The following is a 20,238-nucleotide window of genomic DNA, read 5'->3' as shown; positions in this document are numbered from 1 at the left end:
TTAGCGGGCGCCCATGAGGTGTTCAATGGCGAGCTGGTTGAGCTTGACGAAGCCAAAGCCGCGGCCATCGAAGTAAGAGTCTGCATCGAAGTTCTCATAGGACGCATTGTCTGCAAGAAGGTCGGTGTAGGTCTCGCCGGGAGCCAAGGTGGAGGTGTGAATCTCAGCAACGCGCGAAGCTTCAAGAGCAGCCTTGACCTCGGGGTCGGCGCGGAATGCAGCTGCACGTTCCTTGAGTAAGAGGTACATGCGCATGTTGGCTGCTGCTGAGTCCCAGACACCGTTGAAGTCCTCTGTGCGGCTGGGCTTGTAGTCGAAGTGGCGAGGACCGTTGTATGAACGACCACCGTTGGGACCGCCGAACTCCAGCAGATCAACTAAGGAGAAGGCATTGAGAATGTCACCGTGACCGAAGACGAGGTCCTGGTCGAACTTGACGCCCTTCTGGCCGTTGAGGTCGATGTGGTACAGCTTGCCGTGCTCGATAGCCTGAGCAATACCGGCGGTGAAGTTCAAACCAGCCATCTGCTCGTGGCCAACCTCGGGGTTCAGGCCCACGAGGTCTGGGTGCTCAAGAGTGTTGATGAAGGCCATGGCGTGACCCACGGTGGGAAGAAGAATGTCGCCACGAGGCTCGTTGGGCTTGGGCTCGATCGCGAAGCGAATGTCGTAGCCCTTGTCCTTAACATAGGACGTCATCAGGTTGACGCCTTCGCGGTAACGCTGAAGAGCACCCTGGATGTCCTTGGCGCTGTCGTACTCTGCACCCTCGCGGCCACCCCACATGACGAAGGTCTTTGCACCCATCTCAGCAGCGAGGTCCAAGTTGCGCAGTGCCTTACGCAGCGCGAAGCGGCGAACGCCACGGTCGTTGCTGGTGAAGCCACCGTCTTTAAAGACGGGGTGGCTGAACAAGTTGGTGGTGATCATCGGGATGATGATGCCGGTGTCGGCGAGGGCCTGCTTGAGGCGGTCGATCTGCTTCTGGCGCTCTGCGTCAGTGCTGCCGAAGGGGAAGAGGTCGTCGTCGTGGAAGGTGAGACCGTAAGCGCCGAGTTCAGCGAGCTTCTCAACTGCCTCGACAACATCGAGGTTGTGGCGAGTGGGTCCACCGAACTGATCCTGGGCTGCCCAGCCGATGGTCCAGAGGCCGAATGAGAATTTGTCTTCGCGGGTGGGAGTCAATGACGACATTGTCGGTAGTCCTTAAGTATGGGGGGTTGTGTATTTGTTGCCTTAGGGAACAATATAGACCCCGACCTATTTACTTTGTCAACTTGAAAACACTCGGTGTTACGAATTTGTTGTTTAGGGGGCAGAATATGTTGGAGATACTTCACACGGAGAGAAAAGGCTGATGACCCCATCCGCAGCAAAACCGCACAGTGGTGCCTCAACCGTTGGCAGTAACAGGGAACAAGTACGCCAACATAATTTGTCGGCAATTCTTCGCCTACTACGCCAATTTGGCACAATGTCACGTTCGGCACTGACCCAACGCACCGGTTTGAACCGCTCCACCATTTCGGACCTTGTTACAGAACTACAAGAACTTGGGCTCATCATTGAGTCTGAAGCGAACACAACCCAGGGCGTTGGCCGACCCTCCCTGATGGTTTCTTTTTCTGATGAAGTAGTTGTGTTCGCGGTTAACCCAGAAACCGATGCCACCACGGTGGGGGTCGTCACCCTCTCGGGCAAAGTCATAGACAAGGTTCGCCACACTCACTCCGCTGTACCTACTCCGACAGAATCTGTCGAGACGGCAACCAGACTCATTGCTGAACTTCGCGCCAAGATGCCAACCACTTTCCGCATAGCTGGAATAGGTGTTGCCATCCCTGGACAGATCCGTGTGGAAGATGGAGTTGTTCGCTTAGCACCGCACCTCAACTGGGTAGAGGTTCCCTTTGCTCGCATGCTTCACCAGCAAACTGGTCTTCCCGTCTTCATCGACAATGACGCCAGCCTCGGCTCCATCGCAGAGCGCGATTTAGGTGCTGGTCGTGGCTTCAGCGAGATTGTCTATCTCTTCGGTGGTGCTGGTGGTATCGGTGGTGGTGTGATTCACGGTGGCATCTTGCTCAGAGGTGCCGCAGGCTATGCCGGTGAACTTGGTCACGTCCGCATTTCTGATTCTCCTCGTGAGGATTACTCAGGGCTCCAAGGAACCCTCGAGTCACTCGTGCAGCGCGACGATCTATTAGCGGCACTCAAGATCGATAGCGCTGATGATGCTCAGTTAGAAGAAGTTCTCTCTAAGCCTGTCAGCACTAAAGTTCAGAAGCTCTTGGAATCCCAGATTGATGCTCTAGCAATTGCCGTGGGTAACTACGTCAACATCTTCAACCCTGAGATTGTGCTCATCGCGGGATATCTCGCCGTGCTGCACTCCTATGACCGCGATCGTCTGCTGAGTCGTTTCCGTTGGAGCACACTCACTGCACCACAGGACCGCTTGCTGGTGAAGACGGCAGAGCTAGGACCCAACCTGCTCATGATTGGTGCTGCGGGATTGCCAATTGCACCCTTGCTAGCAGAGCCTGCGATAACGCAGCTCTTCCCTGCGCGAGGTAAGTAGAGACTTCTACTCTCCGGTCAGCACGGCACCAATCTGGTGGCGTGCCTGGTAGATCAGAGCGTTGTCGCTGACAGCCTCAGCAAGTGGGCGAAGCGGTGAATCCGTGAGGCCCTGATCCAAGAATGACGAGAGCGCTGTTGCTTGATAGCTCAATCCTTCGTGAGCCGGAACACCGGATTCATCGCGCCAGGTGGCAACTGGTGTGGGGTTGAACTCTGAAGCGAACAATGTCAATCCACTGGGAGTGAAGAACGGTTCGTGAATGTTGAGGCGTCCGGCAGAACCGGACACTGAAGCTGCCGTGGGGGTGAAGGCAGCCATTGTCACGGTGGCAACTGCCTGGGCGCCAGAGTCGTAACTCAAGACGGAGGTAGTTGTTTCGTCAACACCGGTGGAGGTCAACGACCCCACGGTGTTGATGCTGGTGGCATTGCCAAGAACGAATGAAGAGAAAGCAAAGTTGTAAATACCGAGGTCAAGAAGCCCACCACCAGCAGCGGGATCCATCAACCGGGGAACGTGACGCAGGTCCTGACCAAAGTCGGAGAACACGAACGAGATATCTCCCAAGATGCCGTCTGCAAAGATTTGACGCATTACCTCTGACTGGGGGATGTAACGAGTCCACATAGCTTCCATGGCAAGAACGCCTGCTGCCTTCGCGGCATCAACGATCTCTTGGGCATCAGTCGGGTTGGTTGCTAATGGCTTCTCAACCAGAACATGCTTGCCAGCAGCAATCGCGAGTAATGCGTGCGCTTTGTGGAACTGGTGGGTGGTTGCCACATAAACCACGTCCACCTCTGGGTGGTTGACCAGTGCGTCATAAGAGGTGAGTGCATGGGGAATACCACGAGGAGTGGCAAAAGCCTCTGCCTTGCCGGGAGTTTGCGATGCCACAGCAACAATGCGCTGGGTGGTGTGTTTGTGAACGGAGTCCGCAAAGGTCTCCGCAATCCCACCCGGTCCAATGATTCCCCAACGTAGGGGGGTGACCGAAGCAGGGTCAATCAGGCGGGGAGCAGGAAGGGAAGAAGGTAGCATCGTCGGTCCTTGATTCAGAGGAGGGTGTAGCCCATGCTAGGCGAACAACGTGGGGTTGTGTAGGCACAACTAGAATTGAGGCATGTCTAAGGTTCTTTCTTCTTTGCCCGTGGGTGAACGCGTCGGTATCGCTTTCTCTGGAGGTCTCGACACCTCTGTTGCTGTTGCGTGGATGCGCGAAAAGGGTGCTATCCCTTGCACCTACACCGCCAACCTCGGCCAGGCAGATGAACCAGACATCGATAGCGTTCCTGGCCGCGCCCTCGAATACGGTGCTGAGATTGCTCGCCTGATTGACTGCCGTGGACCCCTTGTTGAGGAAGGCCTCGTTGCTCTGCAGTGCGGTGCTTTCCACATCCGCACCGCGGGCAAGACCTACTTCAACACCACCCCTTTGGGTCGTGCTGTCACCGGCACCATGCTGGTTCGTGCGATGCACGAAGACGGCGTGGACATTTGGGGTGACGGTTCCACCTACAAGGGCAATGACATTGAGCGTTTCTACCGCTACGGCCTGATGGCTAACCCTGCGCTGCGCATATACAAGCCATGGCTGGACGCTGACTTCGTCAACGAACTTGGTGGTCGTCACGAGATGAGCGAATGGCTTCTTGCTCGCGACCTTCCTTACCGCGCATCCAAGGAGAAGGCGTATTCAACTGACGCCAACATCTGGGGCGCATCACATGAAGCGAAGCTCCTCGAGCACCTCGACCAGGGCCTCGACTTGGTCGAGCCCATCATGGGTGTCGCTGCCTGGCGCGATGACGTCGAGGTCAAGACCGAAGAGGTCACCATCGCGTTTGAAGCAGGTCGTCCAGTCTCGATCAACGGCAAGCGTTACGACGACCCCGTCGCACTCGTGATGGAAGCCAACGCGATTGGTGGCCGTCACGGTCTGGGAATCTCTGACCAGGTAGAGAACCGCATCATCGAGGCGAAGAGTCGCGGAATTTATGAAGCACCAGGCATGGCTTTGCTGCACATTGTTTACGAACGCTTGCTTAACGCTATTCACAACGAAGACACTTTGGCTAACTACGCCGCTGAGGGTCGTCGTTTGGGTCGCTTGATGTATGAAGGTCGTTGGTTCGACCCTCAGGCACTCATGCTGCGTGAGTCCATTGTTCGCTGGGTTGGCTCTGCCGTCACCGGTGAAGTGACCCTGCGCCTGCGCCGCGGTGACGACTACACAATCCTCAACACCGCAGGTCCCGCCTTGAGCTACCACCCTGACAAGCTCTCAATGGAGCGCGTCGAAGACGCGGCCTTCGGCCCTGAAGACCGTATCGGTCAGCTCACCATGCGTAACCTCGACATCGCTGACTCGCGTGAACGTCTTGAGCAGTATGCAGCTCAGGGCATCGTCGAAGGTGGCGCTGCTGTGTTGATGGGTGATCTCAAGGCAGCTGCGCTCGAAAAGAAGAAATAGAAACAGCAGAAAATCGTCGTTCGTTAGGCCCTAAACGACTGATTCCGTATCTCTATATTTCTTTTGTGTAACTTATCCGGTCTGAAGAACCTGATCGGTGGCGATTTCCGTCGTTTCAAGTAACGTAGTTACTACCTCATGCGACCTGTATGGGGACTCGTATTTGGAGGACACATTGGGAATTTTTTCTCGTAAGGTAGCCATCAGCAGCGCAGCAGCGCTAGGTGTTGTTGCCCTTTTGGCCGGTTGCGCAAGCGCACCCGCAGACGAAGCAGCCGACGGCGGCAGCCTCGCACTACCTTGTATGGTTTCTGACTCCGGTGGATTCGACGACAAGTCTTTCAACCAGTCAGGTTTTGAGGGTCTGACCTCAGCGTCTGACGAACTGGGTGTAACCCCCATCACCGTCGAGTCAGCTGCAGAGACTGACTTCGCACCCAACATCCAGAGCCTCGTTGACCAGGGTTGCACCCTGATCACCACCGTTGGTTTCTTGCTTGCAGACGCAACCAAGGAAGCAGCAGCTGCTAACCCTGGTGTCAACTTCGCAATCGTGGACGACAGCAGCATCGCCGCTGACAACGTCAAGCCCATCGTTTTCGACACCGCACAGGCAGCATTCCTCGCTGGTTACACCGCAGCTAGCTACTCCACCACTGGTGTAGTTGGAACCTTCGGTGGTATGCAGATTCCACCCGTCACCATCTTCATGGATGGTTTCGCTGATGGTGTTGCTTACTACAACGAGCAGAACTCCGCTTCCGTAAAGGTTGTTGGTTGGGACGTTGCTTCTCAGACCGGTTCATTCACCGGTGGCTTCGCAGCTGGTGTTGAGGCTAAGACCGCAGCACAGGGTCTTATCGACCAGAACGCTGACGTTATCTTCCCCGTTGGAGGTCCTATCTTCCTGAGCGCAGCTGAGGCAATCAAGGACTCTGGCAAAGACATCCCCATGATCGGTGTTGACTCCGACGCATACAACACCGCTCCTGAAATCAAGAGCATGTTCCTTACTTCTGTTCTGAAGCAGGTTGGTGTTGGTGTCGCTGACGTAACCATCGCAGCAGCTGAGGGTAAGTTCGACAACACCCCATTTGTTGGCACCCTTGCCAACGGTGGTGTTGGTCTTGCTCCATTCCACGACTACGCATCGAAGGTAAACCCTGACCTGCAGAGCCAGCTGGATGCAATCACCAAGGGAATCAACGACGGTTCGATTGAAGTAGTTTCTCCTTCATCTCCTAAGTAATTCACCATAGGTTTGGGGAGGCCCGCTTCGGCGGTGCCTCCCCAAACTGTTTCACCACCTCTTTCCCACAGAGGTCATTTAGAATCAAAGACCACCCTTTACCTCTTCACGAAGTTGTGAGATCAATGAAGCTCGAACTACGCAACATCACCAAGCGTTTTGGCCAACTGACTGCGAACGACCACATCAGCCTCGTTGCAATGCCCGGCAGGATTCACGCTCTCGTAGGTGAAAATGGTGCAGGCAAATCGACGCTCATGAACGTACTATTCGGTCTGTATCAAGCAGACGAGGGCGAGATCCTTCTGGACGAAGTTGTCCAACAATTCTCCGGACCCGGCGACGCAATGGCGGCCGGTATCGGAATGGTTCACCAACACTTCATGCTGATCCCTGTATTTACCGTGGCCGAGAATGTCATGCTTGGCCATGAACAAACCACCCGCGGAGGCCGCTTGGACATTGAAGCCGCCCGCCAACTTGTCCTTGATGTCAGTGCGCGCTTCGGTTTTGATATTGATCCTGACGCACTTGTTGGAGACCTCCCCGTTGGCGTTCAACAGCGTGTGGAAATTATCAAGGCGCTTGCCCGTGATGCTCAAGTCCTCATCTTTGACGAGCCCACCGCTGTTCTTACTCCACAGGAAACTGATGAACTCATGGTGATCATGAAGCAGTTGCGTGATTCCGGAACTGCCATCATCTTCATCACCCACAAGCTTCGTGAAGTTCGTGAAGTCGCTGACGACATTACGGTCATCCGCTTGGGCAAGGTCGTGGGTGAAGCATCCCCAACCGCCACCAATACAGAACTTGCTGAAATGATGGTCGGACGTGCAGTTCAACTCAAGGTTGACAAGGGCCCAGCCAAACTGGGTGCAGATGCTCTTGTCGTAGAGTCACTGACGGTTCTTGATCCCACAGGCATGGCAGTCGTCAATGATGTCAGCTTTACTATCCGTGCGGGTGAAATTGTCTGTATTGCTGGCGTTCAAGGAAACGGGCAAACAGAACTCACTGAAGCAATCATGGGCTTGGCTCACCATGTCTCGGGATCTATTTCCCTTGACGGTCAATCGCTTCTGGGCAAGTCTGTTCGACACATTCTTGATGCTGGTGTTGGTTTCGTTCCCGAGGATAGAACCGAAGATGGACTTGTCGGAAGCTTCACCATTGCCGAAAACCTTATGCTTGACCGCTCACAAGGAGCACCATTTGTTCGCGCTGGTGCACTTCAGCTGAAGACGCTGACAGAATTTGCGACGGAAACCTCGAAAGAGTTCGACGTTCGTTCTCAGGGCATTACCTCCAAAGCCTCCCAGCTTTCAGGTGGTAACCAGCAGAAGATTGTGTTGGCTCGTGAGCTCAGCCGTGATTTGAAGTTGTTTGTTGCTGCCCAGCCCACCCGCGGTATTGACGTGGGATCGATTGAGTTTGTTCACAAGCGCATTGTTCAGACCCGTGACAGCGGCATCCCAGTATTGGTTGTCTCGAGTGAACTCGATGAAGTTGTTGCACTGGCGGACCGTATTGTTGTGATGTATCGGGGACGCATTGTGGGCATCGTGCCTGCCGACACTCCCCGCGCAGTTCTCGGTTTGATGATGGCTGGCGAAGTACCTGCAGGAGTAGCAGCATGAGCAAGAAGACCCCTGAGGCAGTTGAACTGAACCCCTTTATTGGGACAGTTAATGAGGAGTCGGCTTCAAGTCTCTAATGGTCTGAGTTCGGTAGTCAACCGGACTCAGACCATTGAGCTTTAACTGGACCCTGTCGTGGTTGAACCAGTGAATGTATTTCTCTAGTTCCCGCTTGAACTGGCCCATGCTGGTGAAGTGGTGTTGACGCAGGAATTCTTCTTTGAAGTGTCCGAAGAAATTCTCAGCAACGGCATTGTCGAGACAGTTGCCTTTTCGTGACATTGATTGAGTGATGCCGCGTTGTTTCAACGCGAGTTGATATTTGATGTGTTGGTAATGCCATCCCTGATCTGAATGCATCACCAACCCAGTGCCAGGTTTCAACTGAGTGAAGGCTTTCTCCAACATTCCTGTGACTAAACCCATCACTGGTGATGGTGCCAGTTCATAAGAAATCACTTCACGGTTAAACAAATCAATCACGGGTGAGAGATATTGCTTCTGGCCCAGGACATAAAACTCAGTGACATCGGTCACCCATTTCTTCGACGGCTGTGCGGCATCAAAGTTCCTTGCCAACACGTTTGGCGCTGCCTTGCCAATCTCGCCCCTGTAGGACTTGTATTTCTTGCGCCTTCGAACTTGGCATGTGCGGCCTTCTTGACGCATCAACTTCAACACCGTCTTCCCGCTCAACTGGATGCCATGTCTAGTGGCAAGAACGGCGCGAATGCGCCGATAACCATAAGAACGATAAGAACCATCAAAGACCTCACGAAGCAGCGGACGAAGCTGCTCATAACGGTCGAGAGGAACAGGTTGTGAGCGGTGGCGATAGTAGGTGGAGACAGATAACCCCACCGCCTTCAAAACAGCTCGTGTGGAGTATTTGTGCTCTAACTCAGTAACAATCACAGACCGGACAGACGTCGATCTTCCTCCTGGGCTAGAGCCACCCATTTTTTTAGAATCTCGTTCTCCATCTCCAAAAACGCAAGCCGTTCCTCAAGCGTTTCCGGACGAGAATCTTTCCGCGGTCGCCCTTTAGCTTTCTCATAGAAAACTGAAGGACCGCCTTCGCGATAAGCCGACACCCATTTGGTCAACATGCCCCGATTAGAAATTTCAAACTCGGCAAGAACATCAGTTTTTGAAGCGCCAGCAAGAAACTTCTCAACCGCAGCAACCTTGAGCTCTGGCGGATAGAACTTCTTTCCCATAACTGTTGAGTCTAAAAGTCGACCCTGCAAATAACGATCCTGCCAATGCCGGACCGAATCCAGATTCAACCCCAAATGCGCCGCAACAGCTTTATAGCCAAAACCCGCATCGAAAAGCTTTGCAGCTTCGATGCGGGTTTCGATTGAATGAATAACCTTGCCATTCATGAACTCATCCCTTTCAAGTAGTGACTCTTAATTACGAGTCCCACTTTTGGGGTTCAGTTCACAGTAGAGACTGCCACCACCGAGATTGCTCCGCCTTCTCGCTGGAACATTGCCCTCAAAGAAATGCTCGGCGGTAGCGTCATCATCTCTATCCTCTCTGTGCTCAGTGCGTTAGTGGTTGGCGCAATCCTGATTGCTGTTACTGACCCCGGCGTACACAAGGCCGCGGGTTACTTTGCTGCCCGCCCCACCTCAACTTTCCAGGCAATTTGGGATTCCATCTTTGGTGCGTATTCTTCGTTGTTCCAAGGTTCGGTCTATAACTTCCGTCGCCCTGAATTTGCAACGGGTATTAAGCCACTGACTGAGACCCTCACCTTCGCTACGCCGCTCATCGTGGCTGGTCTCGGTGTTGCCTTGACATTCCGTGTTGGCTTGTTCAATATCGGTGGTCGTGGACAGATGCTCATCGCTGCCGCCTGTGCCGGATATGTCGGTTTCACCTGGCATCTTCCTCCCGTGATCCACCTCATCGTTGCCGTTCTAGCCGGCATTATCGGCGGAGCACTGTGGGCTGGAATCGTTGGTGTCCTGAAGGCTCGCACAGGTGCACACGAGGTCATCGTGACCATCATGCTCAACTACATCGCGTTCTACTTGGTCTCCTGGATGCTGCGCACCCAGGGTTTCCTTCAGGCTCCTGGCTCCAACAACCCTAAGACGGCACCGATTCTGGAAACAGCAGTCATGCCTAAGCTCTTGGGGCCTGGCTATAACCTCAACACTGGTTTCCTCCTGGTCATTGCGTTGACCATCTTTGTTGCTTGGTTGCTCTCACGCTCCAGCCTGGGTTTCCAGTTCCGCGCTGTGGGTGAGAACCCGAATGCAGCACGTGTTGCAGGTATTCGTGTGGACCGCATGTATATCTATGCGATGCTCTTCTCGGGCGGCCTCATTGCTGTTGCCGGTGTAATTCAAGTACTCGGTGTTGTGCCTGCTGGCTTTAGTTCCGGTATTGACGCAGGTATCGGCTTCGATGCCATTACCGTTGCGTTGCTGGGTCGAGCAAAGCCCTGGGGTGTGTTCTTTGCGGGAATTCTTTTTGGAGCATTCAAGGCGGGTGGTTTCGCCATGCAAGCTGCTGAAGGAATCCCCATCGACATTGTTCTTGTTGTGCAGTCGCTGATCGTGCTCTTTATTGCTGCGCCACCTTTGATTCGTGCACTTTTTAGGCTTCCTGTTCCTGCCGGGGAACCCAAGCCTGTTTCGTTACGACGCCCTCGAGTGAAGGCGGTGACACGATGAGCCAGATAACGACGTCTCCGGTCACCCCAAACGTGGTGCTCAAGAGCTGGAAGGCTCCCATTGCCTTCGGCATCTTCACTGTGGTTGCTTTTGTGGTCTTCATCCTGCTGAACACGGGAGCAAGCACCAACTTCCGACTCTCAACTGAATCTGACTTCATTCAGCTCCCAGCCATTGACCTCCCAGCGCTGGGAACGGGAATCTTTGTCACGGCACTATTGTTCGCCATGACGGTTCTCAGCTTCTTCTTCTCCAATAAAGGAAAGTCATCACCTATTTGGATGATCAGCGCTTTCGGCTTCTTCTTCATGGTGGGCTTCCTCACCTGGGCAGGTGCTGATGGCTCCATCCTGGTACCCGGTCTCTTGCTGGGCACCGTCGGCCTGAGCATTCCACTCATCTTTGGTGCGCTGGGCGGCATCATTTCTGAGCGCGTCGGTGTGATCAACATCGCCATCGAAGGCCAGCTTCTTGCTGGTGCCTTCGTGTCTGCGATGGTTGCCACACTGACTGGCTCGCCCTACCTCGGTCTCGTCTCTGCGATGGTTGCCGGCATGCTGGTGTCCTTCGTCCTAGCAACCTTCTCGGTCAAGTACTTGGTGGACCAGGTCATTGTGGGCGTGGTTCTCAACGTTCTTGTTCTGGGGCTTACTAGCTTCTTGTATTCACAGGTGTTGAGTAAGAACACCTCTGTGCTGAACTCCCCACCACGATTTGATCGCATCGACATCCCTGTGTTGAGCCAGATTCCCATCATTGGCCCTGTGCTGTTTAGGCAGACCCTGATTGTGTATTTGATGTACATTATCGTGGCCGTTGTCGCCTATGCACTGTTCAAGACCAAGTGGGGTTTGCGCCTTCGTTCAGTAGGGGAGCACCCCATGGCCGCTGACACAGTCGGTATCAACGTGGCTGCAACCCGCTTCTGGAACGTTGCGCTCGCCGGCGCCATCGCTGGTATTGGTGGCGCGTACTTCACCCTGGGTTCCGTGGGTGCCTTCCAGAAAGAGATGACGGCAGGTGCTGGCTTTATTGCCCTTGCCGCTGTCATCTTTGGTCGCTGGGATCCCATCCGAGCAACCCTGGCTGCCTTGCTTTTCGGTTTTGCAAGCAACCTGCAAAACGTTCTGTCCATTATTGGCTCGCCCGTTCCTAGCGAGTTCATGCTGATGCTGCCCTACGTGGTCACCATCTTTGCTGTTGCTGGTTTTGTGGGACGCGTACGCGGCCCTGCTGCTGCTGGCAAGCCGTATACCAAGAGCTAGGAACGCAGATGAGTTCAGATAACACAGCCATTGACTGGGCTGCACTGCGCAGTGCAGCCACGTCTGCCATGGGCAACGCCTATGTTCCCTACTCCACATTCCCGGTGGGAGCGGCGGCACTTGTTGATGACGGCCGCATCATCTCTGGTTGCAATGTGGAGAACGCGTCCTATGGCCTCACCTTGTGTGCTGAATGCAGCCTGGTTTCCCAGCTACATGCCACCGGAGGTGGCAAGCTCATTGCCTTTACCTGTGTTGATGGCAACGGGGAAGTGCTGATGCCCTGTGGTCGCTGCCGCCAGCTTTTGTTCGAACACTCTGCCGAAGGCATGGTCCTCGAAACCGTGTCCGGTTTCAAGACCATCGATGAGGTCTTGCCCGATGCTTTCGGTCCTCGCCAGCTCGATGCCTACAACGCACAATCCAAGGACAAGTCATGAGTACCCCCACAATCGAGCCCTTCGATGCCGTTCAACTGATCTCGATCAAACGAGACAAGGGTGAACTCAGCACGGAGCAGATCCAGTGGATGATTGATGCCTACACCCGAGGCTTCATCGCTCAAGAACAGATGTCCGCCATGACCATGGCCATCTTCCTCAACGGCATGAACCGTCGAGAAATCAAAGACATGACCATGGCCATGATCGCCTCGGGTGAGCGCATGGACTTCTCTGCGCTGAACCGCCCCACGGCAGATAAGCACTCCACCGGTGGTGTGGGAGACAAGATCACTCTGCCCCTGATGCCGCTCGTTGCCTCGTTTGGTGTGGCAGTGCCACAGCTGTCAGGCCGCGGCCTGGGCCACACCGGTGGAACCTTGGACAAGCTGGAATCCATCCCGGGTTGGCGAGCACATCTCTCCAATGAAGAGATGTTCAACCAGTTGGCTGAGCTCAATGGGGTGATCTGTGCTGCAGGCTCAGGCCTAGCTCCTGCAGATGGCAAGCTCTATGCCTTGCGCGACATCACCGCAACCGTGGAAGCAATCCCCTTGATTGCCTCGAGCATCATGAGCAAGAAGATCGCCGAAGGAACAGACAGCCTCGTGCTCGATGTGAAGTTTGGTTCCGGCGCATTCCTTAAAGACATAGAACGTTCTCGTGAACTAGCCCGCACCATGGTTGCCCTCGGCACCGATGCCGGCGTGAACACCACGGCGTTGCTGACTGATATGAATATCCCTCTCGGCCTCACCATTGGTAATGCCAATGAGGTTCGAGAATCTGTTGAGGTGTTGGCTGGTGGCGGCCCCGGTGACGTTATCGAGTTAACGGTGGCACTGGCCACCGAGATGCTCAATATGGCAGGCATGCACGATGTGGAAGTTGCGGAGAATCTCCGCAACGGCAAAGCAATGGATTCGTGGCGGGCCACGATTTCTGCTCAAGGCGGAGACCCTGACGCGGCCCTGCCCACCGCTTCTGAATCACACGTTGTTCTTGCTGAGAGCGATGGCATGTTGGTTCACCAGGAAGCACTTCCGTTCGGCATTGCTGCTTGGCGACTTGGCGCTGGCCGTGCACGTGCAGAGGATGCGGTTATCCACGCGGCAGGTATTGATCTCCACGCCAAGCCAGGTGACATGGTTCGCAAGGGCGATCCCCTGTTCACCCTCCATGCCAACGATGCCGCACGCTTTGAGCGCGCGCTGGAAGCAGTTGAAGGCGCATATGTCATCGGTGATGCCAGCTCTTTCGTGCCTCGCACCTCGCTCATTGCTGAACGCATTACGGCTGAATAGGAATTAGAGCCCGAGTAGCTCTTTCATCCCGAAAGCGAGGGCTGAGAGCCTCTGTGCAGCGTCGTTTCTGCGTTGGGCTAATTCACCCTCGCGAGAAACCACGTCGATATAGACCTTGAGTTTGGGTTCGGTTCCACTGGGGCGAACCATAATGCGGGAACCATCTTCCAGCCAGAATCTCAACACATCGCTGGGTGGGAAGTCGGAGTTTCCTGCGAGAAGGTCATCGACGGTTGCCACTGCAATCCCACCAATACCTGCAGGCTGCGAAGAACGCAGACTCGTCATCAGGCGAGGAATCTCTGACAAGTCAGAAACTCGGAGTGAAATCTGTTCGCTCGCAAAGTGGCCAAAGGTCATGCTGAACTCATCGAGGTGGTCACTCAAAGTAGAACCCTGTGATTTCAGTTCGCTCACGATGCTCAAGAGAGCAACGGCAGCTGAGATTCCGTCCTTGTCACGAATAGTGCCGGGGTTCACGAGATAGCCCAGGGCTTCTTCATAGCCGAAGGCCAAGTTCTCCACTCGGGAAACCCACTTGAACCCGGTGAGTGTCCATCTAAAGTCCAGACCGTAGTGTTCAGCAACGGCAGAGAGTGCGGGGCTAGACACGATGGAGCACGCCAGTGTTCCAGTCTTGTTCGTAAGGCCAAGTTCACGGGCTGTTCTCCAGCCCAGCAGAGCACCAAGCTCATTGCCGGTGAGTCGGCGATAGCCTTCAGCTGTTGACTCATCTGGGATAGCCACTGCCAGACGATCCGCATCCGGGTCGTTAGCCACGATGAGTTCTGCATTGGTCTTTCGAGCTAATACATAGGCCAGGTCAAGTGCGCCGGGTTCCTCCGGGTTAGGAAACTCCACGGTGGGGAAGGTGGCATCAGGAACGTTTTGTTCAGCAACTACTTCAGGTGTGCCGAAACCAGCACGTGAGATTACAGCTGCGAAGGTTTCATAGCCCACACCATGCATGGCGGTGTACACAAAGTGAGGTTGTGCTGATGACGCATAAGTCCCTGCAACCAGAGCGGTCTGGGAGATGTAATTATCAATGACTGACTCAGGAATAGTGCTGAATGGGCCCCTGGCTAGCTCGCCAACGTTCATCTGCGCGGCAACCATGTCTATCTGCTCGGCAATGTGGACATCGGCGGGGGAGACAATTTGGGAACCATTGTCATCTCCGCCGAGGTAGACCTTGTAGCCGTTGTCAGCTGCAGGATTGTGGCTAGCAGTGACCATGACGCCAGCACTGGCATTTAGTTCACGAACGCTGAAGGCGAGAACTGGGGTGGGAAGCATGCGGGGCAGCAACATTGCCTCAACTCCAAAGCCCGACATAATCTCTGCTGTGTCGCGAGCAAATACTTCTGAGTTCTTACGGCCGTCAAAACCGATGACCACACTGGGAGTCTTTCCTTCGTGTGCATTCGCAAGCAAATAGCGGGCCAAGCCGGCTGCTGCTTGAATGACAACAACCCGGTTCATTCGGTTGGGACCTGCAGCAATGGCACCACGAAGACCAGCTGTTCCAAAGCTCAAGCGAGTGGAGAAGCGGTCCGAGATCTCTGCCTGTGCTTGCTCGTCACCTGCTTCAGAGGCTTTAAGTAGCGCTTTAAGTTCTGCCACTGTTTCTAGGTCGGGGTCTTGCTCAATCCACGCCAGAACCTCGGAATGATACTCATTCACTGTTGTCATGACTGGGCTTTCTAGAGCTTGTCCACGATGCGGGCAAGTAGCTCGCTGATGCGACCTTCTGCAGCAGCGCCCGCTTCCAGTACCTCTTTGTGGGACAGCGGGTTCTCAGAAATACCAGCAGCCAAGTTGGTAATGAGAGAGAGTCCCAGAACTTCCATTCCTGCTTGGCGGGCAGCAATCGCCTCTAACGCCGTGGACATACCCACGATGTGGCCGCCGAGAACCTTCGCCATCTGCACTTCGGCAGGAGTTTCATAGTGAGGCCCGCGGAACTGGACATAGACACCGTTATCGAGGCTGCTATCCACCGTGCGAGCAAGATCGCGCAGTCTGGATGAATACAGATCAGTGAGGTCAATGAAGGTCGCGCCCTCAAGAGGAGAGTCCGCGGTCAAGTTGATGTGGTCGCTGATCAGTACGGGGGTTCCTGGCTTCCAGTTGGGCTTGATGCCACCTGCACCATTAGTGAGCACCATGGTGGTGGCACCGCACGCAGCAGCGGTGCGCACGCTGTGGGCCACGCGGCGCACACCGTGGCCTTCGTAATAGTGCGTGCGAGCACCAATAACGAGTGCACGCTTTCCGCTAGGAAGCAAGATGCTGCGTAATGTTCCGGAGTGGCCCACGACGGCGGAAGCACTGAAACCAGTAATTTCGGCGGCATCAATCGTGGCTGTGGTTTCGCCCATCAACTCAGCTGCTTTGCCCCAGCCAGAACCCAATGTCAGACCAATATCGTGCTGAGCTACGCCTGTTTTCTCCGCGATCTGAGCCGCCGCTTCGCGGGCCACCTCAAACGGGTCCACGTCAGGGTTAGAGAGGGGGTTGAGAAGTTCATCTTGGTTGTTCAGCGTTGAATCCATTGACTCATCCTAGCCACCAAGAATGAGGAAACATCCGCCGCGAACGGGGTTTCTCCCAGTAGTGTGGAGAGATGCGTTCTATCCCAGTATTGTCAGATCTCACCGCAGAATCACTTGCGGACTTTCTTCGAGCTCTGCCCGGTGTTGACGCTGTTGGCCTCGAAGCCCGAGCCGCCGATTTGGGCACTCGGAGCATCAAGACGTCGTCCAAATCGTGGGCAATCGACACCATTATCAAGCTGATTGACCTCACCACGCTTGAGGGTGCTGATACTCCGGGCAAGGTCCGAACTTTGGTCTCCAAAGCACTGGTACCTGATGCGAGAGACCTGACCACACCTCGGGTTGCCGCAGTATGTGTTTATGGCGACATGGTTGCCATTGCTGTTGAGGCACTCGGTGACATGCATGGCGACCCAGACCAGGGCAAAGTTTCCGTCGCTGCCGTAGCAACGGCATTCCCTAGTGGCCGCTCTTCCCTGGCAATCAAGATTGCAGACACCCAAGAAGCAGTTGCCGCAGGTGCAGACGAGATCGACATGGTCATTGACCGCGGAGCTTTTTTAGCGGGGGACTGGTGGACCGTCTTCCAGCAGATTGTGGCGGTGAAAGAAGCCTGCCGTCGTGCCGACGGAACTCACGCCCACCTCAAAGTGATTCTGGAAACAGGAGAACTCGTCACCTATGACAATGTGCGCAAAGCTTCCTGGCTCGCCATGCTTGCCGGGGGAGACTTCATCAAAACCTCAACAGGCAAGGTAGCTCCCGCTGCTACGTTGCCGGTCACCCTGCTCATGCTGGAAGCAGTGCGGGATTGGTATGCCGCAACCGGTCAACGTATTGGTGTGAAGCCTGCTGGCGGAATCAAAACCACCAAGGACGCCATCAAGTATCTGGTCGTCGTTGCAGAGACTGTCGGGGAAGAGTGGCTCGTGCCACACCTGTTCCGTTTCGGCGCCTCAAGCTTGCTTAACGATGTTCTCCTCCAACGCCAAAAACTTGCCTCGGGTCACTACTCGAGTGCCGATTACGTCACTCTCGATTAGGAATTACATGTCATTCATGGACTACGCACCAGCGCCAGAATCCACCGGGATTCTGAACCTCAACGAGCACTACGGCCTCTTTATCAATGGAGAGTTCGTTGCCGGCAGAGGCGAGAACTTCACCAGCATCTCTCCAGCCACTGAGGCACCCATTGCAACCTTCAGCACCGCCACCGAGGCAGATGTTGATGTGGCCGTCCGCGCAGCACGATCTGCCTATGACTCGGTCTGGTCGAAGATGTCCGGTGCTGATCGTGGGAAGTATCTTTTCCGTATCGCACGCCTGATTCAGGAGCGTTCACGCGAGCTTGCAGTTGCTGAGACCCTCGACAACGGAAAGCCCATCAAGGAAACCCGTGATGTGGATATCCCCTTGGTTGCTGCCTGGTTCTTCTACTACGCAGGTTGGGCAGACAAACTCGACTTCGCTGGCTTGGGTGCAAACCCCAAGTCGCTCGGTGTTGCAGCTCAGGTGATCCCATGGAACTTCCCCCTGCTTATGCTTGCCTGGAAGATTGCTCCCGCGCTCGCCGCAGGAAACACAGTGGTGTTGAAGCCAGCAGAAACCACCCCGCTGACTGCCATGCTCTTCGCAGAAATCTGTCAGCAGGCGGACCTTCCCGCAGGTGTGGTCAACATCATCACCGGTGCAGGCGACACAGGTAAATCCCTGGTCAACCACACCGACATCAACAAGATCGCCTTCACTGGTTCAACCGCTGTGGGACGCGAGATTGCTCGTGCCGTTGCGAGATCCAACACCAAGCTCACTCTTGAACTCGGTGGCAAGGGCGCCAACATCGTCTTCGACGATGCCGCCCTGGACCAGGCTGTTGAAGGAATTGTCAGTGGCATCTTCTTCAACCAGGGTCACGTCTGCTGTGCCGGTAGTCGACTTCTGGTTCAAGAAAACATCCATGACGAAGTTATGGACCGTCTCAAGACTCGTCTGTCTACTCTGCGCCTGGGTGACCCACTGGACAAGAACACCGACATCGGTGCCATCAACTCTCGCGAACAGCTGGACCGCATCACCGCGCTCGCCGCCCAAGGCGAAAGCGAAGGTGGAGAGCGCTGGAGTCCAGCGTGTGACATCCCTGCCAAGGGTTTCTGGTTTGCACCCACGGTCTTTACTGGTGTCTCTCCCAGTAACACCATTGCTCGGGAGGAAATCTTCGGACCCGTGTTGTCGGTGATGACCTTCCGCACACCTGCCGAAGCAATCACCAAGGCCAACAACACTCCTTATGGTCTCTCTGCGGGTATCTGGAGCGAGAAGGGCAGCCGCGTCTTGGCTGTTGCAGACAAGCTCCGCGCCGGCGTGATCTGGGCCAACACCTTCAACAAGTTCGACCCCGCAAGCCCATTCGGTGGTTACAAAGAATCTGGCTACGGCCGCGAAGGCGGCCTTTCCGGATTGGCTGCTTATCTGGAAGGTGGTGCAGCATGAGCCGTCTCGCTGTCCCCAAGACCTACAAGCTTTTCATTGGCGGAAAGTTCCCCCGTAGTGAATCAGGTCGTGTTTACGAAGTGAACTCTGTCGCCGGAGAATTCGTTGCCAACGCTGCACAAGGATCACGCAAAGACATGCGGGACGCGGTTGTTGCCGCTCGCACCGCGCAGCCTGGCTGGAGCGGTGCTACCGCGTATAACCGCGGTCAGGTTCTGTACCGCATCGCTGAAGTGCTCGAAGGCCGCAAAGCACAGTTCGTTGAAGAGATCATGCTGGTCGAAGGCTCCTCCGCAAAGGAAGCAGCCGCTCAGGTCGATGCCGCCATCGACACCTGGATTTGGTATGCCGGCTGGGCAGACAAATACACCCAGGTTGCCGGGCAGGCCAACCCTGTCTCTGGCCCCTACTTCAACCTGTCTGTTCCTGAACCCACCGGTGTTGTCGGCGCGATTGCGCCACAGACCTCGGGTTCATTGCTCGGATTAGTCGCCACTATTGCCCCCATCCTGGTTTCTGGAAACACAGTCGTTGTTGTTCCATGCGAGGATGCGCCATTGACCGCCATCAGCTTTGCTGAAGTGATGGCAACGAGCGATGTTCCTGGTGGTGTGGTGAATGTGATTACCGGAAGCCCAGCAGAGCTGGCACCCTGGATGGCATCTCACGCAGATATCAATGCTCTGGATCTTGCAGGTGCTGGGTCACTTGATTGGGCGTCGCTTCAGATCGCTGCAGCAGAAACCCTCATGCGCACACTCGCGCCGGTTGAGGGAATCCCAGTGTCATCTCTGAACAGAATCACAGCATTCACTGAAGTGAAGACTGTCTGGCACACCAAGAGCCTGATTTAGCGGCTGTTTAGACCGTTCCGTAGAGCCGGTCACCCGCGTCACCAAGGCCGGGAACGATATACCCGTGCTCGTTGAGACGCTCATCCAATGCACCCAAAACCAAGGTGACGCTCTTGCCCTCGGTTGCTGCTTCAACAGCTGTAACACCCTCAGGTGCACCAAGAAGACAGACGCAGGTCACGTCGGTTGCCCCGCGCTTGAACAAGAAGTCAATAGCGGCAATCAGCGATCCGCCGGTTGCGAGCATAGGGTCCAGCACAAAGCACTGACGTCCAGTGAGGTCATCAGGAAGGCGCTCTGCATAGGTAGCAGGTTGCAGAGTTTCTTCGTCACGAACCATCCCGAGGAAACCAACCTCAGCAGAAGGCAGCAAGGTGACCATTCCATCTAGCATGCCAAGACCCGCACGAAGAATAGGAACAACCAGAGGTCGCGGTTGGCTCAGCATCACCCCCTTGGTCGTGGTGACTGGTGTCTCAATGGTGACTTCTTCGACCCGTACATCTCGGGTGGCTTCATAGGCCAACAAGGTCACGAGCTCTGTGGCGAGAGAGCGGAACACTGAAGAAGGAGTGCTCTTGTCTCGCAACACAGTGAGCTTGTGGGTAATGAGGGGGTGGTTGGCCACATGTAAACGCATGGCTTCAATCTAGCCGAATCCCGTAAGGGCTCAGAAAATTCC

The 20,238-nt window shown here is 55.1% G+C and carries 18 protein-coding genes; 11 read left to right on the top strand and 7 right to left on the bottom strand.

The annotated features are described in order from the left end of the window. On the bottom strand, positions 1 to 1,194 hold the full coding sequence (gene xylA / locus AURMO_RS07590; protein WP_110234589.1) for a xylose isomerase: 1,194 nt from the start codon (positions 1,192 to 1,194) through the stop codon (positions 1 to 3). A 163-nt stretch (positions 1,195 to 1,357) separates the two neighbouring features. Between xylA and AURMO_RS07585 the strand changes: the two genes are divergently transcribed. Further along, positions 1,358 to 2,581, top strand: coding sequence for an ROK family transcriptional regulator (locus tag AURMO_RS07585; RefSeq protein ID WP_110234588.1), 1,224 nt, complete (start codon positions 1,358 to 1,360; stop codon positions 2,579 to 2,581). Between the two features lie 6 nt (positions 2,582 to 2,587). Here the strand turns inward: AURMO_RS07585 and AURMO_RS07580 are convergent, their stop codons facing one another. Beyond that, positions 2,588 to 3,625: a Gfo/Idh/MocA family protein gene (locus AURMO_RS07580; protein ID WP_110234587.1), complete on the bottom strand. Its 1,038-nt coding sequence runs from the start codon at positions 3,623 to 3,625 to the stop codon at positions 2,588 to 2,590. Between the two features lie 82 nt (positions 3,626 to 3,707). Between AURMO_RS07580 and argG the strand changes: the two genes are divergently transcribed. The 3 genes from argG to AURMO_RS07565 all read left to right on the top strand — a co-directional run bounded on the left by argG (position 3,708) and on the right by AURMO_RS07565 (position 7,946). Further along, positions 3,708 to 5,057, top strand: a complete 1,350-nt coding sequence (gene argG, locus AURMO_RS07575; RefSeq protein ID WP_110234586.1) for an argininosuccinate synthase — start codon at positions 3,708 to 3,710, stop codon at positions 5,055 to 5,057. 175 nt (positions 5,058 to 5,232) lie between these two features. Then, positions 5,233 to 6,306 (top strand): BMP family lipoprotein, encoded by a 1,074-nt coding sequence (locus AURMO_RS07570; protein WP_204163610.1) that lies wholly within the window; start codon positions 5,233 to 5,235, stop codon positions 6,304 to 6,306. A gap of 125 nt (positions 6,307 to 6,431) precedes the next feature. Further along, on the top strand, positions 6,432 to 7,946 hold the full coding sequence (locus AURMO_RS07565) for an ABC transporter ATP-binding protein (protein ID WP_110234585.1): 1,515 nt from the start codon (positions 6,432 to 6,434) through the stop codon (positions 7,944 to 7,946). 48 nt (positions 7,947 to 7,994) lie between these two features. Here AURMO_RS07565 and AURMO_RS07560 read toward each other — a convergent pair whose 3' ends face one another. Together AURMO_RS07560 and AURMO_RS07555 are read right to left on the bottom strand one after the other, a co-directional pair. Continuing rightward, positions 7,995 to 8,861 (bottom strand): IS3 family transposase, encoded by an 867-nt coding sequence (locus AURMO_RS07560; RefSeq protein ID WP_162532689.1) that lies wholly within the window; start codon positions 8,859 to 8,861, stop codon positions 7,995 to 7,997. Further along, a complete protein-coding gene (locus AURMO_RS07555) occupies positions 8,858 to 9,334 on the bottom strand; it encodes a helix-turn-helix domain-containing protein (protein WP_110233498.1) in 477 nt (158 codons plus the stop codon). Before AURMO_RS07555 ends, AURMO_RS07560 begins: the two co-directional genes overlap by 4 nt. A 30-nt stretch (positions 9,335 to 9,364) precedes the next feature. Here AURMO_RS07555 and AURMO_RS07550 point away from each other — a divergent pair, with 30 nt between their 5' ends. The 4 genes from AURMO_RS07550 to AURMO_RS07535 are packed head-to-tail and all read left to right on the top strand — an operon-like array spanning position 9,365 to position 13,648. After that, complete coding sequence (locus AURMO_RS07550; RefSeq protein WP_420807783.1) at positions 9,365 to 10,639, top strand: ABC transporter permease; 1,275 nt, start codon at positions 9,365 to 9,367, stop codon at positions 10,637 to 10,639. Then, on the top strand, positions 10,636 to 11,904 hold the full coding sequence (locus tag AURMO_RS07545; protein ID WP_110234583.1) for an ABC transporter permease: 1,269 nt from the start codon (positions 10,636 to 10,638) through the stop codon (positions 11,902 to 11,904). Before AURMO_RS07550 ends, AURMO_RS07545 begins: the two co-directional genes overlap by 4 nt. Before the next feature lie 8 nt (positions 11,905 to 11,912). After that, positions 11,913 to 12,344 (top strand): cytidine deaminase, encoded by a 432-nt coding sequence (locus AURMO_RS07540; protein WP_110234582.1) that lies wholly within the window; start codon positions 11,913 to 11,915, stop codon positions 12,342 to 12,344. Continuing rightward, entirely contained in the window at positions 12,341 to 13,648 is a 1,308-nt protein-coding gene (locus AURMO_RS07535; RefSeq protein WP_110234581.1) for a thymidine phosphorylase, read from the top strand. Before AURMO_RS07540 ends, AURMO_RS07535 begins: the two co-directional genes overlap by 4 nt. Before the next feature lie 3 nt (positions 13,649 to 13,651). Here the strand turns inward: AURMO_RS07535 and AURMO_RS07530 are convergent, their stop codons facing one another. Next, positions 13,652 to 15,343 carry a phospho-sugar mutase gene (locus AURMO_RS07530; protein WP_110234580.1) on the bottom strand — a complete coding sequence of 564 codons (1,692 nt, stop codon included), beginning with the start codon at positions 15,341 to 15,343 and terminating at the stop codon, positions 13,652 to 13,654. A gap of 11 nt (positions 15,344 to 15,354) precedes the next feature. Next, positions 15,355 to 16,206 (bottom strand): purine-nucleoside phosphorylase, encoded by an 852-nt coding sequence (locus tag AURMO_RS07525; RefSeq protein WP_110234579.1) that lies wholly within the window; start codon positions 16,204 to 16,206, stop codon positions 15,355 to 15,357. Between the two features lie 71 nt (positions 16,207 to 16,277). Here AURMO_RS07525 and deoC point away from each other — a divergent pair, with 71 nt between their 5' ends. Genes deoC through AURMO_RS07510 form a run of 3 tightly spaced genes read left to right on the top strand, consistent with a single transcriptional unit; the run spans position 16,278 to position 19,556 of the window. After that, positions 16,278 to 17,252 (top strand): deoxyribose-phosphate aldolase, encoded by a 975-nt coding sequence (gene deoC / locus AURMO_RS07520; protein WP_110234578.1) that lies wholly within the window; start codon positions 16,278 to 16,280, stop codon positions 17,250 to 17,252. A gap of 7 nt (positions 17,253 to 17,259) precedes the next feature. After that, on the top strand, positions 17,260 to 18,702 hold the full coding sequence (locus tag AURMO_RS07515) for an aldehyde dehydrogenase family protein (protein ID WP_110234577.1): 1,443 nt from the start codon (positions 17,260 to 17,262) through the stop codon (positions 18,700 to 18,702). Next, positions 18,699 to 19,556, top strand: a complete 858-nt coding sequence (locus tag AURMO_RS07510) for an aldehyde dehydrogenase family protein (RefSeq protein ID WP_110234576.1) — start codon at positions 18,699 to 18,701, stop codon at positions 19,554 to 19,556. The genes AURMO_RS07515 and AURMO_RS07510 overlap by 4 nt, the downstream gene beginning before the upstream one ends. Before the next feature lie 7 nt (positions 19,557 to 19,563). Here AURMO_RS07510 and upp read toward each other — a convergent pair whose 3' ends face one another. Continuing rightward, entirely contained in the window at positions 19,564 to 20,196 is a 633-nt protein-coding gene (gene upp, locus AURMO_RS07505) for a uracil phosphoribosyltransferase (RefSeq protein WP_110234575.1), read from the bottom strand. Positions 20,197 to 20,238 lie beyond the last annotated feature (42 nt).

It is taken from the genome of Aurantimicrobium photophilum (assembly GCF_003194085.1).
In the GTDB taxonomy this organism is placed as follows: domain Bacteria; phylum Actinomycetota; class Actinomycetes; order Actinomycetales; family Microbacteriaceae; genus Aurantimicrobium; species Aurantimicrobium photophilum.
The sequence above is the reverse complement of the archived record's forward strand: the minus strand, read 5'-3'. Positions and strand labels throughout refer to the sequence as shown.

Coding starts and splice junctions, on each gene's coding strand:
- xylA (WP_110234589.1), bottom strand. CDS start 1,194: ATGTCGTCATTGACTCCCACCCGCGAAGACAAATTCTCATTCGGCCTC.
- AURMO_RS07585 (WP_110234588.1), top strand. CDS start 1,358: ATGACCCCATCCGCAGCAAAACCGCACAGTGGTGCCTCAACCGTTGGC.
- AURMO_RS07580 (WP_110234587.1), bottom strand. CDS start 3,625: ATGCTACCTTCTTCCCTTCCTGCTCCCCGCCTGATTGACCCTGCTTCG.
- argG (WP_110234586.1), top strand. CDS start 3,708: ATGTCTAAGGTTCTTTCTTCTTTGCCCGTGGGTGAACGCGTCGGTATC.
- AURMO_RS07565 (WP_110234585.1), top strand. CDS start 6,432: ATGAAGCTCGAACTACGCAACATCACCAAGCGTTTTGGCCAACTGACT.
- AURMO_RS07555 (WP_110233498.1), bottom strand. CDS start 9,334: ATGAATGGCAAGGTTATTCATTCAATCGAAACCCGCATCGAAGCTGCA.
- AURMO_RS07545 (WP_110234583.1), top strand. CDS start 10,636: ATGAGCCAGATAACGACGTCTCCGGTCACCCCAAACGTGGTGCTCAAG.
- AURMO_RS07540 (WP_110234582.1), top strand. CDS start 11,913: ATGAGTTCAGATAACACAGCCATTGACTGGGCTGCACTGCGCAGTGCA.
- AURMO_RS07535 (WP_110234581.1), top strand. CDS start 12,341: ATGAGTACCCCCACAATCGAGCCCTTCGATGCCGTTCAACTGATCTCG.
- AURMO_RS07530 (WP_110234580.1), bottom strand. CDS start 15,343: ATGACAACAGTGAATGAGTATCATTCCGAGGTTCTGGCGTGGATTGAG.
- AURMO_RS07525 (WP_110234579.1), bottom strand. CDS start 16,206: ATGGATTCAACGCTGAACAACCAAGATGAACTTCTCAACCCCCTCTCT.
- deoC (WP_110234578.1), top strand. CDS start 16,278: ATGCGTTCTATCCCAGTATTGTCAGATCTCACCGCAGAATCACTTGCG.
- AURMO_RS07515 (WP_110234577.1), top strand. CDS start 17,260: ATGTCATTCATGGACTACGCACCAGCGCCAGAATCCACCGGGATTCTG.
- AURMO_RS07510 (WP_110234576.1), top strand. CDS start 18,699: ATGAGCCGTCTCGCTGTCCCCAAGACCTACAAGCTTTTCATTGGCGGA.
- upp (WP_110234575.1), bottom strand. CDS start 20,196: ATGCGTTTACATGTGGCCAACCACCCCCTCATTACCCACAAGCTCACT.